General features: G+C 70.8%; 25 protein-coding genes. 13 read left to right on the top strand and 12 right to left on the bottom strand.

The genetic code is table 11. The annotated features are described in order from the left end of the window. Positions 1-101 precede the first annotated feature (101 nt). The 4 genes from AC07AG_RS34140 to AC07AG_RS34125 all read left to right on the top strand — a co-directional run bounded on the left by AC07AG_RS34140 (position 102) and on the right by AC07AG_RS34125 (position 3,721). Positions 102-1,541 (top strand): alkaline phosphatase PhoX, encoded by a 1,440-nt coding sequence (locus AC07AG_RS34140; protein ID WP_478760143.1) that lies wholly within the window; start codon positions 102-104, stop codon positions 1,539-1,541. Between the two features lie 111 nt (positions 1,542-1,652). Continuing rightward, the gene (locus AC07AG_RS34135; RefSeq protein WP_478760142.1) at positions 1,653-2,297 is read left to right on the top strand and encodes a GntR family transcriptional regulator; all 645 of its coding nucleotides are present in this window, start codon (positions 1,653-1,655) and stop codon (positions 2,295-2,297) included. A 17-nt stretch (positions 2,298-2,314) separates the two neighbouring features. Beyond that, positions 2,315-3,337, top strand: a complete 1,023-nt coding sequence (locus AC07AG_RS34130) for a 1-aminocyclopropane-1-carboxylate deaminase (protein ID WP_478760140.1) — start codon at positions 2,315-2,317, stop codon at positions 3,335-3,337. A gap of 156 nt (positions 3,338-3,493) precedes the next feature. Then, on the top strand, positions 3,494-3,721 hold the full coding sequence (locus tag AC07AG_RS34125; RefSeq protein ID WP_135329399.1) for a CarD family transcriptional regulator: 228 nt from the start codon (positions 3,494-3,496) through the stop codon (positions 3,719-3,721). A 79-nt stretch (positions 3,722-3,800) separates the two neighbouring features. Here AC07AG_RS34125 and AC07AG_RS34120 read toward each other — a convergent pair whose 3' ends face one another. The 7 genes from AC07AG_RS34120 to AC07AG_RS34090 all read right to left on the bottom strand — a co-directional run bounded on the left by AC07AG_RS34120 (position 3,801) and on the right by AC07AG_RS34090 (position 11,346). Beyond that, positions 3,801-5,039 carry a TerD family protein gene (locus AC07AG_RS34120; RefSeq protein ID WP_478760635.1) on the bottom strand — a complete coding sequence of 413 codons (1,239 nt, stop codon included), beginning with the start codon at positions 5,037-5,039 and terminating at the stop codon, positions 3,801-3,803. A gap of 144 nt (positions 5,040-5,183) precedes the next feature. Beyond that, complete coding sequence (locus AC07AG_RS34115; protein ID WP_478760137.1) at positions 5,184-6,173, bottom strand: zinc-dependent alcohol dehydrogenase family protein; 990 nt, start codon at positions 6,171-6,173, stop codon at positions 5,184-5,186. Further along, positions 6,170-7,039 carry a carbohydrate ABC transporter permease gene (locus tag AC07AG_RS34110; RefSeq protein ID WP_478760135.1) on the bottom strand — a complete coding sequence of 290 codons (870 nt, stop codon included), beginning with the start codon at positions 7,037-7,039 and terminating at the stop codon, positions 6,170-6,172. The genes AC07AG_RS34115 and AC07AG_RS34110 overlap by 4 nt, the downstream gene beginning before the upstream one ends. Then, positions 7,036-7,983 carry a carbohydrate ABC transporter permease gene (locus AC07AG_RS34105; RefSeq protein ID WP_478760133.1) on the bottom strand — a complete coding sequence of 316 codons (948 nt, stop codon included), beginning with the start codon at positions 7,981-7,983 and terminating at the stop codon, positions 7,036-7,038. The genes AC07AG_RS34110 and AC07AG_RS34105 overlap by 4 nt, the downstream gene beginning before the upstream one ends. After that, on the bottom strand, positions 7,980-9,347 hold the full coding sequence (locus AC07AG_RS34100; RefSeq protein ID WP_478760131.1) for an ABC transporter substrate-binding protein: 1,368 nt from the start codon (positions 9,345-9,347) through the stop codon (positions 7,980-7,982). The genes AC07AG_RS34105 and AC07AG_RS34100 overlap by 4 nt, the downstream gene beginning before the upstream one ends. Positions 9,348-9,500: 153 nt before the next feature. Further along, positions 9,501-10,271 (bottom strand): DeoR/GlpR family DNA-binding transcription regulator, encoded by a 771-nt coding sequence (locus tag AC07AG_RS34095; protein WP_249590663.1) that lies wholly within the window; start codon positions 10,269-10,271, stop codon positions 9,501-9,503. A gap of 265 nt (positions 10,272-10,536) precedes the next feature. Next, positions 10,537-11,346, bottom strand: a complete 810-nt coding sequence (locus AC07AG_RS34090; RefSeq protein WP_478760130.1) for an NAD-dependent epimerase/dehydratase family protein — start codon at positions 11,344-11,346, stop codon at positions 10,537-10,539. A 284-nt stretch (positions 11,347-11,630) separates the two neighbouring features. Here AC07AG_RS34090 and AC07AG_RS34085 point away from each other — a divergent pair, with 284 nt between their 5' ends. From AC07AG_RS34085 to AC07AG_RS34070, 4 genes are all read left to right on the top strand, one after another. Then, entirely contained in the window at positions 11,631-12,584 is a 954-nt protein-coding gene (locus AC07AG_RS34085; protein WP_478760129.1) for a 5-dehydro-4-deoxyglucarate dehydratase, read from the top strand. Continuing rightward, on the top strand, positions 12,581-13,747 hold the full coding sequence (locus tag AC07AG_RS34080; RefSeq protein WP_478760127.1) for a hypothetical protein: 1,167 nt from the start codon (positions 12,581-12,583) through the stop codon (positions 13,745-13,747). Before AC07AG_RS34085 ends, AC07AG_RS34080 begins: the two co-directional genes overlap by 4 nt. 102 nt (positions 13,748-13,849) lie before the next feature. Then, positions 13,850-15,199 carry a S28 family serine protease gene (locus AC07AG_RS34075; RefSeq protein WP_478760125.1) on the top strand — a complete coding sequence of 450 codons (1,350 nt, stop codon included), beginning with the start codon at positions 13,850-13,852 and terminating at the stop codon, positions 15,197-15,199. A gap of 73 nt (positions 15,200-15,272) precedes the next feature. Beyond that, positions 15,273-16,706, top strand: coding sequence for a S28 family serine protease (locus AC07AG_RS34070; protein WP_478760123.1), 1,434 nt, complete (start codon positions 15,273-15,275; stop codon positions 16,704-16,706). On the opposite strand, the gene AC07AG_RS34065 is transcribed toward AC07AG_RS34070, so the two are convergent. Next, positions 16,681-17,889 (bottom strand): MFS transporter, encoded by a 1,209-nt coding sequence (locus tag AC07AG_RS34065; RefSeq protein WP_478760120.1) that lies wholly within the window; start codon positions 17,887-17,889, stop codon positions 16,681-16,683. The two genes, AC07AG_RS34070 and AC07AG_RS34065, sit on opposite strands and share 26 nt — an antisense overlap. Positions 17,890-18,046: 157 nt before the next feature. Here AC07AG_RS34065 and AC07AG_RS34060 point away from each other — a divergent pair, with 157 nt between their 5' ends. The 5 genes from AC07AG_RS34060 to AC07AG_RS34040 all read left to right on the top strand — a co-directional run bounded on the left by AC07AG_RS34060 (position 18,047) and on the right by AC07AG_RS34040 (position 21,630). Further along, entirely contained in the window at positions 18,047-18,634 is a 588-nt protein-coding gene (locus tag AC07AG_RS34060) for a TIGR03086 family metal-binding protein (RefSeq protein WP_478760118.1), read from the top strand. Between the two features lie 185 nt (positions 18,635-18,819). Then, entirely contained in the window at positions 18,820-19,644 is an 825-nt protein-coding gene (locus AC07AG_RS34055; protein WP_478760117.1) for an HAD family acid phosphatase, read from the top strand. A 155-nt stretch (positions 19,645-19,799) separates the two neighbouring features. Beyond that, complete coding sequence (locus AC07AG_RS34050) at positions 19,800-20,552, top strand: CPBP family intramembrane glutamic endopeptidase (protein ID WP_478760116.1); 753 nt, start codon at positions 19,800-19,802, stop codon at positions 20,550-20,552. 2 nt (positions 20,553-20,554) lie between these two features. Beyond that, the gene (locus AC07AG_RS34045; protein WP_478760114.1) at positions 20,555-20,917 is read left to right on the top strand and encodes a PadR family transcriptional regulator; all 363 of its coding nucleotides are present in this window, start codon (positions 20,555-20,557) and stop codon (positions 20,915-20,917) included. Beyond that, complete coding sequence (locus AC07AG_RS34040) at positions 20,914-21,630, top strand: hypothetical protein (RefSeq protein ID WP_478760113.1); 717 nt, start codon at positions 20,914-20,916, stop codon at positions 21,628-21,630. The genes AC07AG_RS34045 and AC07AG_RS34040 overlap by 4 nt, the downstream gene beginning before the upstream one ends. A 53-nt stretch (positions 21,631-21,683) precedes the next feature. Here the strand turns inward: AC07AG_RS34040 and AC07AG_RS34035 are convergent, their stop codons facing one another. From AC07AG_RS34035 to AC07AG_RS34020, 4 genes are all read right to left on the bottom strand, one after another. Continuing rightward, complete coding sequence (locus AC07AG_RS34035; RefSeq protein WP_478760111.1) at positions 21,684-23,132, bottom strand: peptidoglycan D,D-transpeptidase FtsI family protein; 1,449 nt, start codon at positions 23,130-23,132, stop codon at positions 21,684-21,686. A gap of 92 nt (positions 23,133-23,224) precedes the next feature. Next, positions 23,225-23,893 (bottom strand): response regulator transcription factor, encoded by a 669-nt coding sequence (locus AC07AG_RS34030; RefSeq protein ID WP_478760110.1) that lies wholly within the window; start codon positions 23,891-23,893, stop codon positions 23,225-23,227. After that, positions 23,890-25,206 (bottom strand): sensor histidine kinase, encoded by a 1,317-nt coding sequence (locus AC07AG_RS34025; protein ID WP_478760108.1) that lies wholly within the window; start codon positions 25,204-25,206, stop codon positions 23,890-23,892. The genes AC07AG_RS34030 and AC07AG_RS34025 overlap by 4 nt, the downstream gene beginning before the upstream one ends. After that, positions 25,203-26,237 carry a hypothetical protein gene (locus tag AC07AG_RS34020; protein ID WP_478760106.1) on the bottom strand — a complete coding sequence of 345 codons (1,035 nt, stop codon included), beginning with the start codon at positions 26,235-26,237 and terminating at the stop codon, positions 25,203-25,205. The genes AC07AG_RS34025 and AC07AG_RS34020 overlap by 4 nt, the downstream gene beginning before the upstream one ends. Positions 26,238-26,343: the final 106 nt, after the last annotated feature.

Below are 26,343 nucleotides of genomic sequence, written 5' to 3'. Positions count from 1 at the left end.
GACGCCGACAGCAGCCCGGCCCAACTCGACGTTCGCAGGCCGAGAGTCGCAGCACGTGCACAGCCAGCCCTAGCCCGCTCGTACGCGCCTCAGGAGACATCATGTCGCTCACTCGCAGGGACTTCGCCAGACGCTCCGCGGTCACCGGCGCGGGGGTCGCGCTGGCCGGCAGCGTCGGCGCGCTCGCCACCGCGCCCGGCGCGCTCGCCGCCCAGGACACGGCGGAGGACGGGGCCGACGTGCTCGGCGGCGCCCCCGGGTACGGCCCCCTCGTCCCCGACCCGGACGGCCTGCTCGCGCTGCCCGCCGGATTCTCGTACCGCGTCCTGACCCACAGCGGCAGGACAAAACTGGAGACCGGCGAGTTCACACCCTCACATCACGACGGCACGGCCGCCTTCGAGGGCCCGCGCGGCGTCACGCTGCTCGTCAACAACCACGAGCTGAGCGGCCCCCGCTCCAAGTGGCCGCACCCGGTCCCGCTCACCGAGGGCCTCGTCTACGACCCGGCCGCGTCCGGCGGCTGCACCGTCGTCGAGGTGCGCCGCGGCGGACACGTCGCCGAGTGGGTCGGCATCGCGGGCACCGCCACCAACTGCGCGGGCGGCAGCACCCCTTGGGGCACCTGGCTCACCTGCGAGGAGACCGAGGAGAAGGCCGGCCAGAACGGCATGACCAAGGACCACGGATACGTCTTCGAGGTCGACCCCTACGACCGGCGCGCCAACCGCGCCCCCAAGCCCATCAAGGCCCTGGGCCGCTACGCCCACGAAGCCGTCGTCGTCGACCCCAGGCGCGGCCACCTCTACCTCACCGAGGACGCCTCCGGCCCCAACGGCCTGCTCTACCGCTGGACCCCGCCGCACGGCTTCAAGCACGGCCGCGGCAAGCTGCGCACCCTCGCCGACGACGCGGGCGTACTGAAGGCACCCAAGTGCTACGACTCCGGCGGCCGTTTCGTGGACGACCTGTCCCGCGCCACCAGGATCGGCACCGTCTACGGCGTGGACTGGGTCGAGGTCCCGGACCGCGACGCCCGCACGGTGCCGGTGCGCCAGCAGTTCGACGACGGCGACATCACGCGCGCCCGCAAGCTCGAAGGCATGTGGTGGGGTGACGGCGGCGTCTACATCGTCGCCTCGTTCGCCCGCGACGAGAGTCCCGTCCCGCACGACGGACAGGTGTGGTTCTACAACCCCTCGCGCCGCACCCTGACCCTGAAGGTGCTCCTCGGCGTCAACCCGGACCCCTCCAAGGACGGCGCCTTCGACGGCCCGGACAACATCACCGTCTCCCCGTACGGCGGCCTGGTCATCGCCGAGGACGGCGAAGGCGTCCAGCACCTCTTCGGGGCGACCGAGCGCGGCCGTACGTACCCGATCGCGCGCAACGAACTCAACGCCGGTACGCCCGAGAAGCCCTCCTACAGCGAGTTCACCGGCGTCACGTTCTCGCCCGACGGCAAGACGCTCTACGCCAACATCCAGACGCCCGGCATCATGCTGGCGATCACAGGGCCGTGGCGGCGCCGGGGCCACTGACCGAGACGGCGGTGCTGCTCGAAGCGGGGGCTTCGAGCGGCCGGCCGTGGGCGGGGAAGTGCGGGCAAGACCCTTGTCCGCAGCGGCAATTGGTATCTAACATTTCAGTGCATGGGAGCCATGCAACCGGTGCGCCGCACCCTCCTCAGGGACCAGGCGTACGCATCGATCCGTGACGCGATCGTCGGCGGTGACATTCCGCCGGGCAGTGTGGTGCGGGACGCCGACCTCGCCGCCTCGCTCGGCCTGTCCCGCGCGCCCGTCCGCGCGGCGTTCTCACGGCTCGTCGACGAAGGCCTCCTGGAGTCCAAACCGCAGAGCCACACCCGTGTGACGGCGCTGGACGAGGCCGGCGTCAGGGACGCGGCGGCCGTCGTCCGCGCCATGCACGAACTCGTCGCCCGCGGCGCGGTGCCCCGCCTGGAGCCCGCGCACCTCTACGCGATGCGGGACGCCAACCGCCGGTTCGCGGCGGCCGTCGCGTCCGGCGACGTGGAGGGGGCCCTGCGGGCCGACGACGACCTGCACGGCGTCCTCGTCGCGGCCTGCGGCAACCGCGCTGCCGCGGCCACCATCACCCGGTACACCCCCCTCATCCGCCGCCTGGAGAGGCAGCGCTTCGGCGAGGGCGTGACCTGCGGCTCCGCCGAACTGCACGAGCGCCTCATCGACGCGTGCGCGGACGGCGACCCGGACGCGGCGGTGGCCGTCACCACGGAGATCTGGCGCGTCCTGGAAGAGCTCGCCCACCCCTGAACCCGCCGGAGGCCCCCGTGCCCGCACCCCTCGACTCCTACGCCCGCTACCCCCTCCTCTTCGGCCCCTCACCCGTCCACCCCCTGGACCGCCTCACCCACCACCTCGGCGGCGCCGCGCTCTGGGCCAAGCGGGAGGACTGCAACTCCGGCATCGCGTACGGCGGCAACAAGACGCGCAAGCTGGAGTTCCTGGTCGCCGACGCGCTCGCGCAGGGCTGCGACACCCTCGTGTCGATCGGCGGCGTCCAGTCCAACCACACCCGTCAGGTCGCGGCCGTCGCCGCCCGCGCCGGACTCAAGTGCGTGCTGATCCAGGAGAGTTGGGTCGACTGGCCAGACTCCGTGTACGACAAGGTCGGCAACATCCTCATCAGCAGGCTCGCGGGCGCCGACGTACGCCTCGTACGCGCCGGATTCGGCATCGGCATCAAGGAGAGCTGGGAGCGGGCGGTGCGCGAGGTGGAGGAGGCGGGCGGTAAGCCGTACGCCATCCCGGCCGGCTGCTCGGAGCACCGTCTGGGCGGTCTGGGCTTCGCGCGCTGGGCGTACGAAGTGGCGGAACAGGAAGAGGAATTGGGGGTCTTCTTCGACACCGTCGTGGTCTGCTCGGTGACCGGGTCCACGCAGGCGGGGATGGTCGCCGGGTTCGCCGCGCTCGCGGAGGAGGGCGAGCGCCCGCGCCGCGTCCTGGGCATCGACGCATCCGCCGATCCCGACCGCACCCGCGAGCAGATCGCCAGGATCACCCGCGGGACGGCCGAACTCATCGGCGTGCAGGCAGAGGTGAAGGACTCCGAGATCGAGCTGGACGCGCGCTACCACGCGGGCACCTACGGTCTGCCGGACGAGGCGACCCTCGACGCGATGCGGCTCGCGGCCCGCACGGAGGGCATGGTGACCGACCCGGTCTACGAGGGGAAGTCGATGGCAGGGATGATCGATCTGGTGGACAGGGGAGAGATCGCGCGCGACGCGACCGTGCTCTACGCCCACCTCGGCGGGCAGCCCGCACTGAACGCGTACAGCGCTCTGTTCTGATCGGGTCGCCTGGGGCACACATGTGCGCGCGGTGCCACAGAGCAACTACGTAACGCTACGGGGAACGGGAAATTGTGTGTCGGTTTGATGCCGATGTGAGGACCGTGTGAGGTCGGAGCATGGTGCGCCGGGGTCCGGAGGGCGCATACTCAGAACATGACGAGGCCCCCCGGTACCCGACGCCACCTGCCGAACAGCCCCTTTAACGTTCCGCCGCCCCCCGCACCGCCCATCGAGCAGTTCGCCGTGGGCGACCGGGTCTCGCACGACCAGTACGGACTCGGACGGATCGTCGGAGTCGAGGGCGAGGAAGCAGTGGTCATCGACTTCGCAGGCCGCCAGGGACGGTTCCTGAGCCCGTACCCCAAGCTGGCCAAGCTCTGATTCCCTGATCGCGTACGACAGAAGGGGCGGCCGCCGGAGTAACCCTCCCGGCGGCCGCCCCTGCACATTCCCGCCGCGGCTACAGCGCCTGCGCCGCGGGCTTCACCATGCCGCGCACGGTCCGTGACTTCACGAAGTCACCCATGGCGGTCATTTCCCACTCCCCGGTGAACTGCTTGATGAGCTTGGCCATCATCACGCCCGTCTGCGCCTCCGCGTTCGTGAGGTCGAAGCGGACCAGCTCCTCGCCCGTCCCCGCGTCCAGGAGGCGGCAGTACGCCTTGGCGACGGCCGTGAACTTCTGGCCCGAGAACGAGTTCACCGTGAAGACCAGACCCGTCACCTCCTGCGGCAGACGGCCCAGGTCCACGACGATCACCTCGTCGTCACCGCCGCCCTCGCCCGTGAGGTTGTCGCCGGAGTGCTTGATCGCGCCGTTCACGATCGACAGCTTGCCGAAGTAGCAGCTGTCCACGTGGTTGCGCTGCGGGCCGTACGCGATGACCGAGGCGTCCAGGTCGATGTCCTTGCCGCCGTACGCCGGCTCCCAGCCCAGACCCATCTTGACCTGCGAGAGCAGCGGCTTGCCGCCCTTGACCAGGGACACGGTCTGGTTCTTCTGGAGGCTGACCCGGCCCTTGTCCAGGTTGATCTTCCCCGCGCCGGGCGCGGGGGCCGCGGGCGGCGCCGGGGGAGCGGCGGGCGCTGCCGGGGCCGCCAGACGGGGGTCGGCGACCGGCGGGGGCGTGCCCTGGACCGGGGCGCCGGACGGGGGCGCCATCGGGGCTGCGGGCGCGGCGGCGGCCGGAGCGGCCGGGGCCGCGGGCTCCTCGACCGAGACGCCGAAGTCCGTCGCGATGCCCGCCAGGCCGTTCGAGTACCCCTGGCCGACGGCGCGCGCCTTCCATGCGCCGTTGCGCAGATAGACCTCGACGATCACCAGGGCGGTCTCGCCGCCGAGCTGCGGGGGAGTGAACGTGGCGAGGACGGAGCCGTCGTCCGCGTTGCGGATGGTGGCGGTGGGCTCGACGCCCTGGAAGGTCTGGCCCGCCGCGTCCGGGCTGGCGGTGACGACGATCTTCTCGATGCCGGCGGGCACGGCCGTGGTGTCCACCGTGATCTTGTCGGGGGTCGTGCCGCCGCCCGATTGGTAGGTCACACCGGGCCCGGAGGGCTGGTTGAAGAAGATGAAGTCGTCGTCGGAGCGCACCTTGCCGTCGGCGGTGAGCAGCAGGCCCGATACGTCGAGCCGCACCGGTGCGGCGACGTCCACCGCTACCCGAGTGGCGGTGAGAGGGATGTTCGAGCCGGGGGTCATAGCTGTCATGCATGGGGTAACGAACGTCCCGGCTTTGCCGTTCCCTTACCCGCGGAAGTTTCTTTCCCGTGCCCTCGGAGCGCCGGGCGGGCTGGAATCCAGCCCGCCCGGCGCTCCGAGGACGAACGCGGCGAAGCCGGTGGTCTACGGCACCACCACGATCTTCCGGCCCACCCCCGAAGCGAACCGGTCGAGAGCCTCGGGGTACGCCGTCAGCGGCATCCGGTCGCTGATGAACACCTCAGGATCCAGCACGCCCGCGGCGAACAGCTCCGCCGCCCGCTCATAGCTGTGGAGCACCGCCATCGACCCGGTGATGGTGATCTCCTGGTTGTAGATGCGGTACGGATCGATGCTGACCCGCGTCGCGTAGTCGGCCACCCCGAACTGCAGGAACGTTCCCGCCTTGGCGACCCGCCCGAGGCCGTCCTGGATCGCCGCCGCGTTCCCGGTGGCGTCGACCACGATGTCCCACCCCTGGGGCCGGTCGAGCTCGTCCGCCCCCGCGGCCGACCCCGAGACACCCAACTGCCGGGCTGTGGCCAGGCGGTCCGGGTTGAGGTCCACGACGTCCACGCTCGCCGCTCCCGTCCGCTTGGCGAGCTCCAGCATCATCAGGCCCATCGTCCCTGAGCCGTAGATCAGGACGTGGGCGCCGAGCTGGGCCCGCAGGACGTCGTAGCCGCGCACCGCGCACGACAGCGGCTCGATGAGGGCCGCGTCCTGGGTGCGTACGTTCTCGGGGAGCCGCACACAGTTGGCGACGGGCGCGACCGCGTACTGGGCGGCGCCGCCCGCCGTGGTGACGCCGATCGCGGCCCAGCGCTCGCAGAGGTTGTTGTGGCCGGTGCGGCACTGGCGACACTCGTAACAGTAGAGCGAGGGGTCGACGGCGACGCGGTCGCCGACCGCGAGCTCGGTGACCTCGCGGCCGAGCCCCACCACCTCCCCGGCGAACTCGTGCCCCGGCACCACCGGCAGTGTGGGCGCGAACTCGCCCTGCAGGATGTGCAGATCGGTCCCGCACAGTCCGCACGCGGCGACCTCGACGACGACCTCGCGCGGCCCCGGGGTGGGGTCGGGCACCTCGCCGACGACGGCTTTGCCGACGGACTCGATGATGGCGGCCTTCACTTGACGGCTCCCAACGACAGGCCCTGGACCAGCTTGTCCTGGGCGGCGAACCCCGCGGCGAGCACCGGCAGGGAGACTACGAGCGACGCGGCGCACACCTTCGCCAGGAACAGGCCCTGGCTGGTGATGAAGCCGGTCAGGAACACGGGCGCGGTCTGGGCGACGACGCCCGTGAGCACCCGGGCGAAGAGGAGTTCGTTCCAACTGAAGATGAAGCAGATCAGGGACGTCGCCGCGATCCCCGGCAGCGCGATGGGGGCCACCACGCGCGTGAGGATGGTGGGCAGGCGCGCCCCGTCGATCTGCGCGGCCTCGATGATCGCGACCGGCACCTCGGCGAGGAAGGACTGCATCATCCACACCGCGATCGGCAGGTTCATCGACGTGTAGAGGATGACCAGCAGCCAGATGTTGTCGAGCATGTCGGTGTTCTTGGCGAAGAGATAGATCGGCAGCAGACCCGCCACCACCGGCAGCATCTTCGTCGACAGGAAGAAGAACAGGACGTCCGTCCATTTCTTCACCGGCCTGATGGACAGCGCGTACGCGGCGGGCAGCGCCAGGACCAGCACGAGCAGCGTCGATGCGACCGACGCCACGGTCGAGTTGATGAGCGAGGGCCAGGGGCTCGCGCCGCCGCCCGTGCCGAAGAAGTCGCGGTAGCCGTCCAGGGTGAGCGAGGCGGCGAGCGAGGGCGGATTGGTCGCGGCGTCCTCCTCCGAGTGGAAGGAGGTCAGCGCCATCCAGGCGATGGGCAGGAAGAACAGGATTCCGGCCAGCCAGGCGGCCAGGCCGAGGCCCGCGGATCCCCGGATCTTCAGCGGGGTCCGGGTGCGTGGCTTGTCGCGCGTCACGGCAGTGCTCATGAGCGGGACGCCTCCTCACGGAACAGGGACGAGACGACCCGCAGCGCGAAGGTCGCGATGATGAGGGAACCGATGACGACGAGGACACCGGCGGCGGACGCCAGGCCGTTCTCGTGGGCCTGGTAGAAGCTCTGGTAGACGGTGTAGGGCAGGTTGGCCGTGCCGAGGCCGCCCGAGGTGATCGTGAAGACGGCGTCGAAGTTCTGCACGATGTAGATCGAGCCGAGCAGCGCCCCCAGCTCCAGATAGCGGCGCAGATGCGGCAGCGTCAGATACCGGAACACCTGCCAGGGGCCCGCGCCGTCCATGCGGGCGGCCTCGACGAGTTCACCGTCGCGGCTCTGCAGCCCGGCGAGCAGGATCAGCATCATGAAGGGCGTCCACTGCCAGATCAGGGAGGCCTCGATGGCGATCAGCGGGGTGTTCGACACCCAGTCGGGCTGGGCCGCGCCGTCACCGCCCAGCCAGTGCAGCAGGCCGTTGAAGAGGCCGTACTCGGGGTTGTAGAGCACGTGCTTCCACAGCAGCGCGGCGGCCACCGGCACGAGCAGGAACGGCGCGATGAGCAGCGTGCGCACCGCGCCCCGGCCCCGGAACTTCCGGTCGAGGAGCAGGGCGAGCCCGAGCCCGATGACGAGGCTGGCGATGACCACGGTGGCCGTGAGCACGATGGTCGTCAGGACGGACTTGCGCAGGTCCGGATCGGTGAGGACCTCGGAGTAGTTGTCGAGTCCAGCGAAGCTGCGGGCGTCGGGGTAGAGGGCGTTCCAGTCGAAGAAGGAGATCACCAGCGTGGCCACGAAGGGCAGCTGGGTCACGACGACCATGAAGATCAGGGCGGGCAGGAGCGGGGCCCTGGTGGCCCAGGCGCGCAGCCGTCCCGGTGGCTTGGCGGCGGACACGCGCGCGGGCGCGACGGTGGTGGTACTCGCGGTGGCGGTCATCGTCCCTCGTACTCCTCGGCGATCTTCTCGGCGAGCTTCTGTGACTTCTTGAGGGCCGATTCGACGGACTGGCGCCCGGCGATGGCCGCGCTGATCTCCTGGGAGACCTTGGTGCCGAGGTCGGTGAACTCGGGGATGCCGACGAACTGGATGCCGGGCGCGGGCCGGGGCTGCACGCCGGGATCGGTCGGCCGAGCGCCTTCGATGGCGTCGTGGGTGACGTCCTGGAAGGCGGCGGCCTCCTTGCGGTAGGCGGGGTTGTCGTACGTCGAAGCCCGCTTGCCCGCGGGGACGTTGGACCAGCCGATCTTCTCGCCGACCAGCTGCTCGTACTCCTTGCTGGACGCCCAGGAGACGAACTTCCAGGCCTTGTCGGGGTTGCGCGAGGCCTTCTGCAGGCCCCAGGCCCAGGTGTAGAGCCACCCGGAGCTCTTGGTCTTCTCCACGGGCGCGGGTACGTAGCCGATCTTCCCCTTGACCGGGGACTTGGCGGACTCCAGCGAACCGGCGGCGGCCGTGGCGTCGTACCACATGGCGGTCTTGCCCTGGGTGAGGTTGTTCAGGCACTCGGCATAGCCGGACTGGGCGGCTCCGGACTCGCCGTGCTTGCGAACGAGGTCCACATAGAAGCGAGTTGCCTTCTCGAACTCGGGGGAATCGAGGCGCGCCTTCCACCCCTTGTCGAACCAGGTCCCTCCGAAGGTGTTCACCACGGTCGTCAGGGGTGCGATCAACTCGCCCCAGCCCGGGAGCCCGCGCAGACAGATGCCCTTCATCCCGGACTCGGCACCGTCCACGTCGGCCGCGAGCTCCGCCACCTGCTGCCAGGTGGGGTGCTTCGGCATGGTGAGACCGGCCTTCTTGAACACGTCCTTCCGGTACATCAGGAAGGACGACTCTCCGTAGAAGGGCTGTCCGTAGAGCTTGCCGTCGTCGCCCGTGAGCGACTGGCGCATGGACGGCAGTACGTCCTTCTCGTCGTACGCCTTGTCCTTCTTGGTGTACGAGCCGAGCTCGTGCAGCCAGTCGTTCTTGGCGTAGATCGGGATCTCGTAGTTGCTGAGCGTGGCGACGTCGTACTGGCCCGCCTGGTTGGCGAAGTCCTGGCTGATCTTGTCGCGGACGTCGTTCTCGGGCAGGACCGTGAAGTTCACCTCGATGCCCGTTTCCTTGGTGAAGTGGGCGGCGGTGAGCTTCTGCAGTTCGACCATCTGCGGGTTGTTCACCATCAGTACGTTGATGGAGTCGCCGCCTGAACCGGCCCCGCCGGCCCCGGCCCAGCAGCCGGAGAGCAGCGGGGCAAGCAGCGTCCCTGCGGCTGCCGCGGCGAGTGCGCGCGGCCTCCGTCGGCTCTGGGTTCGCATGAATGCTCCTGGACGTATGGGGACGTATGGGGTGGGAGGAGGTGTGTGGGGGCGTGAGAGGGCGTGAGAGGGGTGCGTCTTGGGTGAATGAGGGCGTGCGGGATCACGGGAGGTGCCGGTGCGGGCGGCGGGGGAGGGTGAGCGGGGTGTGTGTCAGACGCGGATGACCTGCGGGCCCTGGAGGGAGTAGCGGTGCGCCTCGGACGCGGGCAGCTGCGTGCTCGTGACGATCGCCTCCAGCTCGCCGACATGCCCGAACCTGCAGAAGCTGGTCGCCCCGAACTTGGTGTGCACGCCCGTGAACACCGTGCGCCGTGACGCGCGGATGGCTTGCGTCTTCACCTCGCTGACCGCGGGGTCGGGCGTGGTCAGGCCGTGCTCGCGGGAGATGCCGTTCGCCCCGATGTACGCGAGGTCGATCACGAACCCGGCCAGCATGCGCGTCGTCCAGTGGTCGACGGTCGCGAGGGTGCCGGGGCGGACGCGGCCGCCGAGCAGGAGGACGGACATGTTGTCGGCCTCGGCGAGGGCGCCGGCGGTGGCCAGGGACGCGGTGACGATGGTCAGCGGGCGGCCCTTGGCGGCCTCGGGAAGCGCCTCGGCGATGAGCTGCGGCGTGAAGCCCTCGTCGACGAAGACCGTTTCGGCGTCGCCCAGGAGTTCGGCGGCGGCGGTGGCGATCCGCCGCTTCTCCGGGACGTGCATGGTGGTGCGGAACGCGAGGGTGGTCTCGAAGCCCGCGCTCTCCACGGGGTAGGCGCCGCCGTGGGTGCGCCGGACCAGGCCGTGGTCCTCCAGGGCGCGGAGGTCACGGCGGACGGTCTCCTTGGCGACGCCCAGTTTGGTGGCGAGCGCGGTGACGTCCACGGAGCCGGAGGTCCGTGCTGCCCGGACGATTTCCCGCTGGCGCTCTTCCGCGGTCATGGGTGCCGCCTCTTTCCCTCGCTGTGCCCGTTCGGGCCCTGGTGGAAAGTTCTACAGCGGGGGGCGGTGTGTGAACAGGCTCGAAACCGGGGCGATGATGCCCGCTTCTGCCCGCTTGGCGGGGCGACGGCCTGTGTGCCGCGCGGCAGGGATGCCCGTTCGGGGGGTGCGGTCTGCCCGTTCGGTGCCCGTTTGCGGGCTGAGGCGGCTCGGCGCACCCCACCGGACGGCTGGTTTCAGCCTGTCGTGCCGTCGTGGGGAGCTCTCAGTACGGCCACACCGGAGGGTTGGTGCAGAAGTGGCCCCCGAGGTTCGCGTGGTCCGGGTTCGCGGGGTCCAGTTCCCCCTGCTCGGCGACGAGCTTGTCCGCGTACTGCTCGGAGTCGTCCCGCGGTTCGTAGCCGAGCGCGCGCGCCGACGAGAGGTCCCACCACAGGCGCGTGTTCGCGGACGATCCGTACACCACCGTGTGCCCCACCTCGGGAGCGGTCAGCGCCGCGTGGAAGAGCCGGGCGCCGTCACCGGGGCTCATCCAGACCGACAGCATCCGCACGCTCGACGGCTCCAGGAAGCACGAACCGATCCGCACCGAGACCGTCTCGATCCCGTGCTTGTCCCAGTAGAACTGGGCGAGATCCTCGCCGAAGGACTTCGAGAGGCCGTAGAAGGTGTCGGGCCTGCGCGGCGCGTCCACCGCGATCAGCGGATCGTCGCCGACGGGGCGCGGCGTGAACCCCACCGCGTGGTTCGACGACGCGAAGACGACACGGCGGACGCCTTCCTCGCGCGCCGCCTCGTAGAGGTTGTACGTCCCCTCGATGTTCGCCCGCAGGATCTTGTCGAAGGAGGCCTCCAGGGAGATCCCCGCGAGGTGGACGACCGCGTCGACACCCCGCACGGCCTCCCGCAGCGCCTTCTTGTCGGCGAGGTCCGCCGTGATCGCGTCCGGCTCGCCCTCGATGGGCCGCACGTCGAGCAGCCGCAGGTCGTAGCCGTAGGCCGGGAGCAGCCCCCGCATCAGGGTGCCGAGGCCGCCTGCGGCGCCGGTGAGCAGGACGGTGCGGGGAGCGGGCATGAGGGGGTCTCCTCGGATCAACGGCTGCGGTCGCGTGTGCCTGTGAACGTGTGTGCGGTCGCGTGTACGTGCATTCGCGTGTACGTACAGCATTCACATTTGTGGACACGCTAGGGATCAACGCCTCGTCGCGTCAAGTGTCGTACGGAGGCGAGGAATCCGCTCTTGAAATCGCGGTTCTCTTGCCGACCTTGATGCTTGACCGGGGCTCAGAGGGCGGCTTAGCGTGGGTGCGTTCAGAAATATGGACGTGGATCAGAAACGTGCACGCTAAGGGAGAGCCCGTGACGTCAGCACCCCTCGCCGCTCGACTCGACATCCCCAGCGGGCCGCTGTTCTTCCCGGTCACCGCCTACGGCCTCGACGGCTCCATCGACCTCGACGTCTTCCGCGCGCACGTGCGCGCGGGGATCGAGGCGGGTGCGGCTGCCGTGTTCGCCTGCTGCGGCACCGGCGAGTTCCACGCGCTGACGCCCGAGGAGTTCGGGGCGTGCGTCGCCGCCGCCGCCGAGGAGTCGGCGGGACGGGTGCCGGTGGTCGCGGGCGCCGGGTACGGTACCGCGCTCGCCGTGCGGTACGCGAAGATCGCCGAGGAGGCGGGCGCCGACGGGCTGCTCGCGATGCCGCCCTATCTCGTCGTCGCCGGACAGGAGGGGCTGCTGCGGCACTACGCCGAACTGGCCGCGGCGACCTCCCTCGACACCATCGTCTACCAGCGCGACAACGCCGTGTTCACCCCGGAGACCGTGGTCGAGCTCGCCCGCACCGAGGGCATCATCGGCTTCAAGGACGGCCTCGGCGACATGGACCTGATGCAGCGCATCGTCAGCGCCGTTCGGGCCGAAGTCCCGGAGGAATTCCTCTACTTCAACGGCCTGCCCACCGCCGAGCTGACCGGGCTCGCCTACCGCGGTATCGGCGTGTCGCTCTACTCGTCGGCGGTCTTCTGCTTCGCGCCCGACATCGCGCTCGCCTTCCACCGGGCCTTCAACTCCCGGACCGCCGAGGGCGACGCCCTCGTGAACCGGCTCATCGACGGCTTCTACCGGCCCTTCGTGGAGCTGCGCGCCGAGGGCCGGGGGTACGCGGTCTCCCTCGTCAAGGCGGGCGTACGCCTGGCGGGGCTCGACGTCGGCGGCGTCCGGACGCCGCTGCACGAACCCGCCGACGAGCACATCAAGCGCTTGGCCGAACTGACCGAGCGCGGGCGCGCCCTGCTGCGGGAGGAGAGCGCGTGAGGACCTCCGCCTTCCTGTACCCCTGGGACGTCGTCGGCGACCCCGGGGCGCCCGCGCGCATCGCGGACCTCGGCGTCCAGCAGGTCACCCTCGCCTCCGCCTACCACTCCACGCGCGCGCTGACCCCCCGCCACCCCCGCCACCGCATCGTCACCGCCGAGCACGCGGCGGTCCTGTACGAGCCCGGTGACCGGTGGCAGGGACGCGAGCTGCGCCCGTACGCGGCCGGGGACTGGGCCCCGGGCGACGCCCATGGAGAGGCCGCCGACGCGCTGGCGGCCGCCGGGCTCGACGTGCACACCTGGGTCGTCCTCGCCCACAACTCCCGCATGGGCGCCGACCATCCGGAGACCTCCGTCGTCAACGCCTACGGAGACCGCTACCCCTGGGCGCCCTGCATCGCACAGCCCGCCACGCGCGCGTACCTCGTCGACCTCGCGGCGGAGGCCGCCGTGCGCCCCGGCGCGCGCGGCACCGAACTGGAGTCCCTCGGCTGGTACGGCCTCGCGCACCTGCACGCCCACGACAAGATCGCGGGAGTGCCGCTCGGGGAGGCCGGGCAGTACCTGATGTCCCTGTGCTTCTGCGCGGACTGCCGTGCGGGGTACGCGCGACAGGGGCTCGCCCCCGACGCGTTGGCGGCCGGAGTCCGGCGCGCCCTGGAGCCCGTGTGGCGCGGCGACGAGCCCCCCGGCGGCTGGGAGGCGGTGGAGAAGCTCATCGGCGCCGGGACGGCGAACGCCACGCGCGCGTGGCGCGAGGAAACCGCCCGCACGCTCCAGGAGGCGGCGATCGCGGCCGTGCGTGCCGCCGCCCCGGACGGCTTCCGGGTTTTGCTGCACGCCGACCCGGTGGCGTACCACTGCGGCGCCAACGCCGGAGTCGACCCGGAGCACATCCTCTCCGTGGCCGACGGCGTGGTCGTGCCCTGCACGGGCGGCGCCCAGGCGCTGACGCCCTTCGACGCGCACCGCACGGCCCGCACCACCCTCGCCGCGAACCTCACGGTCGTCTCCGGCATGGGAGGCAGCCCCGCCACCCTGGCCGCCGACGCCGCGCACGCGGCCACCCTTGGCGCGGACGAACTGCGGCTCTACCACGCGGGGCTGGCGTCCGAGACGGATCTCGCGCAGGTGACCAAGGCCCTCGCCCACCTCAAATAGCCTCTGTCGCACCGTAAGTGGAAGCGGTTACCATCCGCGCACCACCACACCGTCGCCCCAGCCACGAGCGGACGGGCGGCGACAAGAGGACGAGGAGACAAGGTGCGCAACAAGGGGATATCCGCGCTGGTCTGTGCCGGATTCATGGCCGGCGCGGCCGTGCTCGGCGGGGCAGTGCCCGCGGCCGCGCAGGGCGATGCGAGACCGGCGGCGGACACCAAGGCCGACATCCGGGAGCAGTTGGAGAAGATCCCCGGCATGAAGGTCGTCTCCGTGGCCGACCGGGAGGGCTACCCCCTCTACTCGCTCACGTACGCCCAGCCCGTCGACCACGGCAACCCCCGCGCCGGCACGTTCACCCAGCGCGCCACGCTCTGGCACAAGGCCACGGACAAGCCGACCGTCCTCTACACCGGCGGATACACCCTCGCGTCCAACACCACCGCCCTCACCAAGCTGATCGACGCCAACCAAGTCAGCATCGAGCACCGCTACTTCGAGCAGTCCCGCCCCTCGGGCGCCGCCGGTTCGGACTGGTCCAAGATGACCGTCCAGCAGGAGGCCGCCGACGAGCACCGCCTCACCCAGGCGCTGCGCGGCATCGAGAAGGGCAAGTGGCTCGGCACGGGCGCGAGCAAGGGTGGGATGACGGCGACGTACCACGAGCGCTTCTACCCCGGCGACCTGGACGCGGTCGTCGCGTTCGTGGCGCCCAACGACGCGAACAACAGGGACGACAGCGGCTACGAACGGTTCTTCAGGACGGTCGGGACGGCCGAGTGCCGGAGCGCGCTCAACGCCGTGCAGCGCGAGATGCTGCTGCGCCGTGAGGCGCTGATCCCCAAGTTCGAGGCGGACGCCAAGGCCAACGGCGACACCTTCGAGGAGACGCTCGGCACCACCGACCGCGCCTACGAGTTCGCCGTGCTCGACCAGGTGTGGAACTTCTGGCAGAGCGGCACCGTCGACAACTGCCCGACCGTGCCCGACGCCGAAAAGGCTACCGACGACGAGCTCTACGACTGGTCGAAGGAGCACGGCTTCAGCGTCTACCAGGACGAGACGCTCGGCACGAACGGCACCGGCCCCTACTACCGCCAGGCCGCCACTCAACTCGGCTGGGCCGACCTGAAGTTCAAGCACCTCAAGGACGTCCGCCACTACCCGGACATCTACCAGCCCAACTCGGTGCTTCCCGAGGCGATGCGCGGCTCGTACAACAACAGGACCATCGCCGACGTGGACCGCTGGGTGAAGACCCGCGGCCAGCGGATGATGTTCATCTACGGCGAGAACGACCCGTGGAGCGCGGAGAAGTTCACCCCGAGCCACCGCGACTCCTACCGCTACGAGGTCCCCGGCTCCAACCACGGCGCCTCCATCGCCAAACTGCCCGCCGCCGAGCAGGCCGAGGCCGTCGCGACCATCAAGCGCTGGGCCGACGTGAAGTAGTGCGCATTTAGGGGTCGTTGGGGCGTTCGGCGTTGTCGCGACAGTAGTGATCAAGGTTACGATCCGTACACCGATGATCATCAAACTGATCCCACGACCTGTCACGATCGGAGACACGGTGCGCGACAAGGAGACCGGGAGAACCAAGGGGTCCAGGGGCACCAAAGGGGTGTCCGCGCTGATATGCGCAGGGGTGCTCGCGGGCTCGGCCGTGCTGGCCGGGTCCGTGCCTGCGGCGGCGCGGACACCCGCCGGCGCGACGGGGGCCCAGGCCGACGACTTCCGTGAACGCCTGGAGAGCATCCCGGGCATGACGGTCACCGGCGTGGACGACGTGCGGGGCCACCCCCGCTACTCGCTCACCTACGCCCAGCCCGTCGACCACCGCGACCCGGGCGCGGGCACCTTCACCCAGCGCCTCACGCTCTGGCACAAGGCGACGGACAAGCCGACGGTCCTCTTCACCCCGGGCTACGACCTCTACAGCGAAGTCACCCCCCTCACCGACATCCTCGACGCCAACCAAGTGAGCCTGGAGCACCGTTACTTCGAGGGGTCGCGTCCCACGGGGCCCGCGGGCGACGACTGGTCCAAGCTCACCGTGCAGCAGGAGGCCGCCGACGAGCACCGTCTCACCCAGGCGCTGCGCGGCGTCGAGAAGGGCAAGTGGATCGGCGTCGGCGCCAGCAAGGGCGGCATGGCGGCGACGTACCACGAGCGCTATTACCCCGACGACCTGGACGGAGTCGTCGCGGTCGTCGCGCCGAACGACGCCGACAACAAGGACGACAGGGCCTACGAGCGCTTCTTCAGGACGGTCGGGACGCGCGAGTGCCGGGACGCCCTGAACGCCGTTCAGCGCGAGATGCTGGTACGCCGCGAGGTGCTGCTCCCCAAGTTCGAGGCGGAGGCGCAGCGGGAAGGCGCCACCTTCGAGGAGAACCTCGGCACCGCGGACCGCGCCTACGAGCGGGGCGTGCTCGAACAGGTGTGGGGCTTCTGGCAGAGCGGCGGGATCGACAAGTGCCCGACCGTGCCGGATGCGGACAAGGCCACGGACGACGAACTGTACTCCTGGTCGCGGAAGAACGGCATGGGCATGTTCGAGGACGAGGTCCTCGGCACCCACGGCGGCGGCCCCCACGACCGGCAGGCCGCCACGCAACTCGGCTGGGCAGAGCTGAAGTTCGACCATCTCGACGGCCTGCTTCGTTACCCGGGCCTGCGGCACCCCGACTCGTCGCTCCCTGCCGCCATGCGGGGCGGCACCTACGACGGCAGGACCGTCGCCGACGTCGACCGCTGGGTGAGGACCAAGGGCGAGCGGATGCTCTTCATCTACGCGGAGAACGACCCGTGGAGCGCCGAGAAGTTCACGCCCGGCAAGCACGACTCGTACCGCTACGTGGCGCCCGGCGCCCATCACGGCAACGCGATCGAGAAGCTGCCCCCCGCCGAGCTGGCGGAGGTGGTCGCCCACGTCAAGCGCTGGGCCGACGTAAAGTAGTCGGCCGCGAACGGGACATGAGCAGGGGTGCGGCGATCAGCAGTCGCGCCCCTGCGAGGACCGGCAGCAGGAGCCGGTAGTCGACGGTCTCGACGAGGACCGCGCCCATGGCGATGCCCACTGCCGTCGGCGTGAACATCAGGGTGTTCGCGGTCGCCGCCGCGCGTCCGAGGAGGGCCTGCGGCGTCTCGCGCTGCACCGCCGTCATGCCCGCGATCAGCGCGCACGGCAGCCCCAGACCGTTGGCGAGGCTGCCCGCGAGGGCCGTCGCGTCGTACGGCAGCGCGTGCAGGACCACGGCGAGCGCGGTGAGTGCGATGCCCGCCCCGCCGAAGCGGCGTCCTCCGAAGCGGCGCATCAGTGTGCCCGAAGCGACGCCCACCGCCACCGACCCCGCGCCCTGCACGACGTACAGCACGCCCGTGTACGCGGGGGAGTGGCCGAGTCCCTCCACGACCGCGTAGATCGCCGCCCCGCTGATCCCCGACGTCAGCATGGTCAGGCCGCCCGCGAGGACGAGGGGGCGCAGCCGCGGGTTGTTCCACAAGTGGCGTGCCCCCTCTGCGGTCTGCGCCCGCCAGCCCGACGCGGCACGCACCGGCACGTCCTCCCGCGCCCGCAGCAGCGTGAACATCCCCGCCGCGAGTACGAAGGTGGCGGCGTCCAGGAGTGCCACCTGGGCGCCTCCGCAGGCGGCGAAGAGACCGGCTCCGGCGAGCGGCGCGATGAGCTTCATGCCCTCGTTCGCGGACATCCGCAGGCCGTTGAAGTCACCTGCCAGGTCCTTGCCGACGGCCGCCGTCACCAGGGCCGCCTCCGCCGCGTCGGTGACGGCGCCGCACGCCCCGTACAGGAAGAGCACCGTGTAGAGGATCCACAGGGTGGCCGTGGAGTCGACGAACACCAGGGATGTCAGGAGAGCGCCCAGGGCCAGGTTCGTGCCGATGAGCAGGGGGACGCGGCGGGTGCGGTCGGCGATCGTGCCCAGGAGGGGGCCGATCAGGGCAGGGGCCCAGAGGGCGAAGGTGCACAGCGCGGCCAGGCCGTCCGAGCCGGTCAGTTCCTTCACCCAGATCCCGGAGACCAGCCACATCGCGGAGCTCCCGAAGCCGGAGACCACCACCGCGCCCAGACAGAGGCTCGCGTCGCGGTGGCGCAGGACCCGCGTGATCGTGGATGTCATGGCAGGTGATGGTGGCGCTAAGGACCCCGGCCGGGCATAGGGCAGGTGCGGTAGACGCCCCCCTCGGCTTCGGCGATGAGTTCCGGGCTCCGGGCCGGTCTACAGGGCAGGACAGCAGCGGTCCGTGGGTCAGGGCCGCCGAGATGCGGGAGGATCCATGACGGACATGATCGACTTCGAGCCGCAGGCCCGGCTGGTGGCGGGCATCGCTCAGGGCGTCACCGAATCGCAGCTCTCGGGGCCCACGCCCTGTCCGGAGTACGAGGTGCGCCATCTCCTTGGCCATCTCGTCGGGCTCACGGGCGCGTTCCGGGACGCCGGGCGCAAGGACCTGGGGCCGGGGCTCGACCAGGACCCGGGCAGCGCCGTGCCGGAGCTCGGCCCCGGCTGGCGCACCCACCTGCCGAAGCTGCTCGACGAGCTGGTGGAGGTGTGGCGCGATCCGGCCGCGTGGGAGGGCATGACCCGGGCGGGCGGCCTCGATCTGCCGGGTGCCGTCGCGGGCGCCGTCGCCATGGACGAACTCGTCGTGCACGGCTGGGACTTGGCGCGGGCGACGGGCCAGGCGTACGACCCCGACGAGGCGAGCCTCGGGGTGGCCGAGGCGTTGCTCACGCCCGAGGAGGGCGACACGTCCGGCAACAGCCTGTTCGGGGCCGTGGTCCCGGTGCCGGACGAGGCTCCTCTGCTCGACCGCGTGATCGGTCTCAGCGGGCGGGACCCGGGGTGGTCGCCCGGGGCGTAGGCCGGGGGGGGATAGGCCGGGGGTGCGGGCCCAGGCTTTCCCAGGATCGAGTATCGATCGGGTAAAGGGTCTCGCGGGGTGCGGAGTGATGCGCGTAGACAGTGCGCGTAGACAGGTGTTGACCTGCTCGGACTTGTCGCCCTGTCCACACCCTGAATCTGACTCTGATCCGGAGAAATCGACCTATGCGCAAGTCCCTTCGGGTGGCCGGGATCGCCACCGCCTGTGCCGTCGCAGGCGCCGCTCTGTACGGCACCGGCGCCGCCACCGCCGACAACGCATCGGCGCGGCACACCGCCGAACCCCAGAACATCGGCGTGCTCGTCGGCGAGATCGACGACTACTACGGCGCGTACCAGGACGCCGACGGCGTCTGGCGCTCCTCGCCCGACAGCCCGTACGCCAAGGACCTGGCGCGCATCCAGGCGAAGGCGAAGAAGGACATCAGGAAGGCCGCGGCGCACGGCGCGAAGAGCGGCGGTCATGGCGCGAAGGGCGGCGGCCACGGCAAGAAGCCCGCGATCGTCCTCGACGTGGACGACACCTCGCTGCTCAGCTTCGACTACGAGAAGACCACCAACTACACCTACAACAACACCACGTGGGACGCGTACGTGAAGGCGGCCAAGCGGCCTGCCGTCTTCGGCATGCCCGAACTCGTCACGTACGCCAAGAGCAAGGGCGTCGAGGTCTTCTTCCTCACCGGCCTGAGCGAGTCGCAGCGTGAGGGCGCGGTCACCAACCTCGCCAAGGCCGGGTACGACACGCAGCTCGACACGGAGCACGTGTTCACCAAGAACAAGACCGCCCCGCCCGCCTACCTGAGCGACTGCGCCACCCCCGCCAAGTGGGAGTGCACCACCGTGCAGTTCAAGGAAGGCACCCGCAAGCACATCGAGTCGACCGGCTACGACATCGTCGGCAGCTTCGGCGACCAGGTCTCCGACCTGGCGGGTGGTTACGCGGACAAGACGTACAAGCTGCCGAACCCGACGTACTTCGTGGAGTAGGCCTGACGCTGCTCGATGTCGATGTCGATGTCGGTGTCGGCATCGCGAGATAGGTTGCATTCCTGACTAGGTCGCTTTACGGTCTAGGTAGCTCACATGCTCATGGGGCCGCACGGTGCGTCCGGCGCGGCCCCTTCGGGAAGGGGGATCCCACCATGACCGTCTCGCCGGACTTCTCGGCCGCGTCCACGGCCGTCACGGCCGCTCTCGGTGCCTATCTGCTGCTCGGTGAGCCCTGGCTCGGCCGCCGTCTCTACGGCTCGCTCGCCCGCCGCCGCGACACCGAACCACGCGCTCTCGTCGGCTACTTCACCTTCGTGCTCGTCTTCTGGTGGCTCTTCGCTGCGCTCGCTCTGCTGGCGCTCCTGCTCTCGCCGGCCATGGCCGCCTCCGACCTCGGCATCGCGGCACCCGAATCGCCGGTGTCCACGGCCGTCGTCATCGTCGCGGTGGTCGCCGTCTCCGTGGTGTCAGGGCGGAAGATGCGCGCCCTCGCCGAAGGCGGCAAGAACGTGCCGGGGCTCGCCTCCATCCGGGCGATGCTGCCGCGCACGGCGCAGGAGCGCCGCCTCGCGATCGCCGTCGCCGTGACCGACGGCATCTGCGCCGAACTCGTCTACCGCGGGCTCCTGATCGCCTTCGGCGTCGGCGTGCTCGGCCTCAACCTCTATGCGGCGGCGGCCCTTTCGGTGCTCGTGTACGCCGTCGCGGGCTTGTACCAGGGCCGCACTGGTGTCATCGCCTTCGCCGCCGTGGGGGCGCTGTTCGCCGGGCTCTATGTGTCGACCGGGAGCCTGCTGCTGCCCGTCGCCATCCATATCGCCCTGTCCGTGCGGGACTTGACCCTCCCCGAACCGGAACCGATCGGTTCCGTGCCCGCGTACGAACCGGCCGCGAAGGGCAGCTGACCATGACCGCATCCGCATCCGGGGGCGCCAGGACCGACCGCCGGGCCAGCTGGTTCAAGGGCGTACTCGATCTCCTCGTGCTCGCCGGCCTCACCGACGGCGAGAGCTACGGCTACGAGATCGCCAAGCTGCTCGGCGCCGCCGGGTTCGGCCAGATCAAGGGCGGCACGCTCTATCCCGTGCTGAACCGTCTCGAGGAGGCGGGCCTGGTCGCCGCCGAGTTCCGGGCCACGGAGAAGGGCCCCGGCCGGCGCTACTACTCCCTCACGGATGCCGGACGCGCCACTCTCGGCGAGCAGGGCGGGCTGTGGCTCGCCTTCGACGGATCGGTGCGTGAGGTCCTTGCGAAGGCGGGCGTGCGATGAGCTACTTCGACGATCTTGCCGCGCAGTTGCGGCAGGAGGGGGTGCCGTCCGACCGCGTCGAGGCGACCGTCGCGGATCTGGCGGCGCACCTGGAGGAGTCGGGCGGCGCGGACCCGGAGGCCGAGTTCGGGCCTGTCGACGCGTTCGCCCGCGAGCTGGTGCCCGTGGGGGGCCAGGAGCCCGAGGTCCCCGAGGCGCATGTCGAGACGTGGCGGTGGACCGCCGACACGTACGTCGACGAAGAGCTCCTGAACCGCTTCGGCGGCGAGGGGTGGGAGGTCGAGCGGGTCGACGCCCTCGGGAGGTTCGTCAGCCACCGGGATCTTGAGCGGCCGCAGCGCTGGGAGTACCGGCGCGAGCTGGTCACGCGGGGGCGTGAGGGGCTTGACGAGCGGCTCGCCCCTGACGGGTGGGAGGCGTGCGGCACCTGGATCGTCTACGCGTGGTTCAAGCGGCCGCTGGCCGCGAGCCTTGGGCCGGGGGCGGAGATCTCGGCTCCGCCGGGGATGCCTGGGCGGTGGCGCTTCTTCAGCCGGCGGTTCTATGCGCTGGTGGGGGTCGCGGCGCTGGCCGTCGTGCTGGCGGGGGTTGCCGTCGCCGTCGATGACGGCGACGCCGACAGCGGGTTCGGCTTCGCCGGGGGGCTCTTGGTGGGGGCCTTGGTTCCGCTTGCCGCCCTGTGGGGCCTGCAGGTGTGGCGTTCGCGCCGTTGACCTGCGCGGGGTGCCGTCTCGCTGTGAAACGGCACCCCGCGGCGGATCGAGAGCTAGGACTTGAGCGCCGCCGACATCATCGCCCTCGCGATCGGCGCCGCAAGTCCGTTGCCGCTGACCTCCGACCTCGCCGCGTCCGAGGACTCGACGATGACCGCCACCGCGACCTCCTTGCCGTCGCTGCCCTTGGCGTACGAGGTGAACCAGGCGTACGGCGTCTTGCTGTTGTTCTCGCCGTGCTGGGCCGTGCCCGTCTTGCCGCCCACGTCCGCGCCGCTGATCCGCGCGTTCGTGCCCGTGCCCTTCTCGACGACCGTCTCCATGGCCGACTGCAGCTGGCTCGCCGTGTCCTCGCTCATCACACGCTCGGAGTCCGCGTCGTCGAACGAATCGAGGACATCGCCGTTCGAGTCGGTGATCTGGGACACCATGTGCGGCGACACCAGCTCACCGCCGTTGGCGATCGCGCCCGTGACCATCGACATCTGCAGCGGCGTCGCCGTCACGTCGAACTGGCCGATGCCGGTCAGGGCCGTCTGGGCCTTGTCCATGTCCGAGGGGTACGAGCTCTCCGCCGCGCGCACCGGCACATCCAGCTTGTCGGCGTTGAAGCCCATCTTCTCGGCCATCGACTTGACCTTGTCCTGGCCCAGGTCGACGGCGATCTTCGCGAAGACGTTGTTGCACGAGTACTGCAGCGCCGTACGGATCGTGGCGTCCTCGCAGGGCGCGCTCGCGCTCTCGTTCTTCAGGACGGTGGTCGTGCCGGGCAGGGTGTACGGGTTCGGGCTGTCGGTCTTGGTGTCCGCCGAGCCGTAGAGCCCGTCCTCCAGGGCCGCCGCCGCGACGACCAGCTTGAACGTCGAACCCGGCGGCAGCGGCTGCCGCAGCGCGCGGTTGACCAGCGGCTTGTCCTCGTCCTTCAGGAGCGCCTTCCACTCCTTGGAGTCCGTGGAACCGCTGATGTCGGAGGGGTCGTACGAAGGCGTCGACACCATCCCGAGGATCTTGCCCGACTTCGGGTCGACGGCGACCGCCGCGCCCTTCTTGTCGCCGAGCGCCTTGTACGCGGCCTTCTGCACCGCCGGGTCGATCGTCGTGACCACGTCACCCGGATCGGCACGCTTGTTCGTGACCGTGTCCAGCGGGTTCTTCAGCCGGTTGTCGGTGCCGTCGAGGACGTCCTTGTAAATGCCCTCCAGCTGCGTCGCTCCGTACACCTGCGAGCTGTAGCCCGTGACGGCCGAGTAGAGATCGCCGTCCTTGTAGGTGCGTTTGTACGCGAGGTCGCCGCCCTTCGTCCGGGTGGAGCCGGTGACCGCGTCACCGCCCACGATGATGTCGCCCAGCGGGTTCGCGTACTGCTCGATCACGTTCCGCCGGTTCAGCTTGTCGTCCGCGAGCGCCTTCGAGTCGTAGAACTGCACCCACGTCGCCCGCACCAGGAGGGCGAGCACGAGCAGCAGCGTGAAGACCGAGGCGTGCCTGATCGTCTTGTTCATCCCGTGAAAAGACGACCGGCACGGAGGTATTCGTTCCGTTCTGCCGGGTTTCTTAGAGATTCCTCATACTGCGGCACGCCACGGCCGCGAGGTCATTCCGTGTTCATGAAGCCCGCCTCGTACGCCGCGATCACTGCCTGTGTACGGTCCCGCGCACCCGTCTTGGCGAGGACCGCGGCCACATGCGTCTTCACCGTCGCGGGGCCCACGCCCATCCGCCCCGCGATCTCCGCGTTGGTCAGGCCCGCCGCCATCAGCCTGAGCACCTCGCTCTCGCGCCCCGTCAGCCGGGCCACCCAGGCCGGCGCCGCGGGCTTCGCGCGCCCGTGCTCGGCCGCCAGGGCGCGCACCGCCGCGGGGAAGAGCAGCGATTCGCTGCGCGCCACGAGCCGCACCGCCTGGACGAGCGAGTCCGCGTCGGCCCGCTTGAGCAGGAACCCGGAGGCCCCGGCGCGCAGCGCCTCGTACACGTAGGAGTCGTTCTCGAAGGTCGTCACGACCACGATGCGCGGCGGGTCCGCCTGCGTCCGCAGGATCTGCTCGGTGGCCCGGATGCCGTCGATCTCGGGCATGCGTACGTCCATGAGCACCACGTCGGGATGCAGCTCACGCACGACGGACACCGCCTCCGCGCCGCTCGCCGCCTCGCCGACGACCTCCAGGTCGGGCTCGGCGGAGAGGATCACGCGCAGGGCGGTGCGCACCATGCGCTCGTCGTCGGCGAGGACGATGCGGATGGGGGCCGCGGCCGGTTCGGTCATGGGTGTACGGGTCCCTTCGGGTCGGTCGTCGTGCGGGTCCCCTCGGCGGGTCCCTTCAGGGGCAGTCGTACGTTCACTCGCCACACCCCGTCGTCGGGGCCCGTCCGGACCGTGCCGCCGAGGAGCCTGGCCCGGTCGGTGATGCCGCGCAGGCCGTGGCCGCCGCCGGGGCGGGACGCGGGGGCGCCGCGGGGCAGCGGGTTCTCCGCGAGGATCTCCAGGTCGGCGCCGTCCAGGGCGATCCTGAGCGTCACGGGGGCGTCGGGGCCCGCGTGCCGCAGGGCGTTGCTCAGGCTCTCCTGGACGATGCGGTAGGCCTCGCGGGAGACCATCGGGGGCAGGGCGTCCGGGCCCTCTGGGCCGAGCTCGACCGTGGCCTTCACGCGCAGGCCGCCCGCGCGGGTGCGCTTGAGGAGCCCGTCGAGGTCGCCCGAGAGGGTGGGAGCGGGCGCGGTCGGGCTCGCTTGTCCGTCGCCGCCCTCCCTCAACACCCCCAGGACGGCGTCGAGTTCGCCGACCGTGCGCCGGGTCGTCTCCTCGATGGCGGCCAGCGCGTCGCGGACGAACTCCGGGTCGCGGTCGAGGACCCTGCGGGCGGCGCTCGCCTGGAGCGTGACGGCGCTCAGGGCATGGCCCACCGAGTCGTGCAGCTCCCGCGCGAGCCGGTTGCGCACGGCGAGGTCGGCGGCGCGCTGCTCGGCCGCCGCGAGCCGGTCGGCGGGCGAGGGGCCGAGGAGTTCGGGCGCCCAGCGCGCGAGCAGGCCCCCGGCCACGGCCGCGCACCCCGCGAGCGCGGCCAGGGAGAGGATGCCGATGACCGGGGAGAGCGCCAGCATCCAGCCCTCGCCGAAGACTTCGGGCATCCCGATCCGGCTGTCGCGCAGCACGGCGGCGAACGGCAGGGCGATGAGCACCGCCGCGAACGGCGGCAGCGCCAGCGACATTCCGCTGATGATCCCGCCGAACCCGAGGTGCAGCGTGAACCACGCGACGGTACGCCCGCGCGCCTGCCGTGACCGCGCGGGCCCGTCGGCGAGCGCATCGCCCGGCACGTCGCACAGCGCGCGCACGGCGGCCACCGACATGGGCCGGGTGAGCGGGAACAGGGCGGTGATCGCGGCGAGCGGCAACCCCGCAGCGAACGCGCCGAGTTGGGAGGTGAACGAGCCGAAGACGTTCTCCTCGCCGAGCAGCGGCCCGACGATGACGGAGCCCACGAAGACGTACGGCATGGCGAGCGCGCCGCCGAGGATCAGATGGATCCACCGGCGCCGCGCCCGCCGCCCGAACAGGGCCGATGCGAGCGTCTTCACGCCGGGAGCCGTGGGGCCCGGGCAGCGGTGCGCGCCCGCTCCTTGAAGAAGCACACCCCGAGAGCGGCCACCAGCGTCCCGATGATCATCCGCACAGCGTAGGCCAGGATCATCAGCGGCGTCGGCTGCTCGGCGATGTCGTCGACGCCGCCGAGCGAGGCGAACAGCAGCCACCCGCCCCAGCAGGTGACGGCGCCCGAGCCGAGCCAGGCGAGGGCGAGCGGCACCTTGACGGACAGCGTGGGAGCCCACCGGAAGACGATGAGCAGCCCACCGGCCACGGCTGCGGCGAGGTAGAGCAGGTCCAGTACCTCCAGGACGTAGAAGTCGGTCGTACGCTCCTCGATCCGCGCCTCGTTGAGGCCGAGGGTGGAGCCGGTGGCCCAGAGGAGGTGCAGGGTGGCGGGGGCGAGGGCCAGGAGGGCGGCGGCGACGGCGGTGCCGCGCTGAAGGCTGCGGCGGGTGGTGGTGGCCGGGCTGGGCAGGTCTCGGAGGCGGCCCTGCCACACGTGTCCCCAGCGTTCCCGTGCGTACAGGACGAACAGGGCGCCGAGGGCGAGGCCCTGGAGGATGAAGCCGCCGTAGACGACGCCGAAGACCCACTCGTCGAGAAAGGCACCGCTTCCGCCGTCCTCCGAGGGCCGGTTGATACTGCCACCGAGGGCCTTGACGAGGAGCTGGAGCGGGAACCCGGCCATGATCGGCATCAGCAGCCCGGTGGCGGCCCACATGGGGAACGCGAGCAGCCATGCGGGGGTCCGTAGGCCCCAGGGGCGGGTCAGGAGCAGCGCGAGGAGGATGACGCAGGCGTCCATCAGGACGGTGAGGCCGTTGGCGAAGATCATGGTGGTGCGGTGTTCGAGGAGGCTGCTGCCCTCGGGGATGCCGATGTGGCTGCCCGCGATCCAGGCGATCTTGAGGGTGAGGTAAGGGAGGGCGGAGAGGATCGCGAGGGCGCGGAGGGTGCGGCGGGAGCGGGGTGTCGCCACGGGGGCCGTGGCGGGCGGGGCGGGGACGAGTGTCTGGCTCATGGTCCCTACGCTCCCGGGGCGGGGCGTGCGGCACGTCCTGCGTGGCGATGATCCGGGTCCGCCGTGCGGGGGAGGGGTGAGGAATCCAGCCCGTCCGGCGTTTGAG

This window comes from Streptomyces sp. NPDC044044 (assembly GCF_056434405.1).
This window is presented reverse-complemented; position numbering and strand designations above follow the sequence as displayed.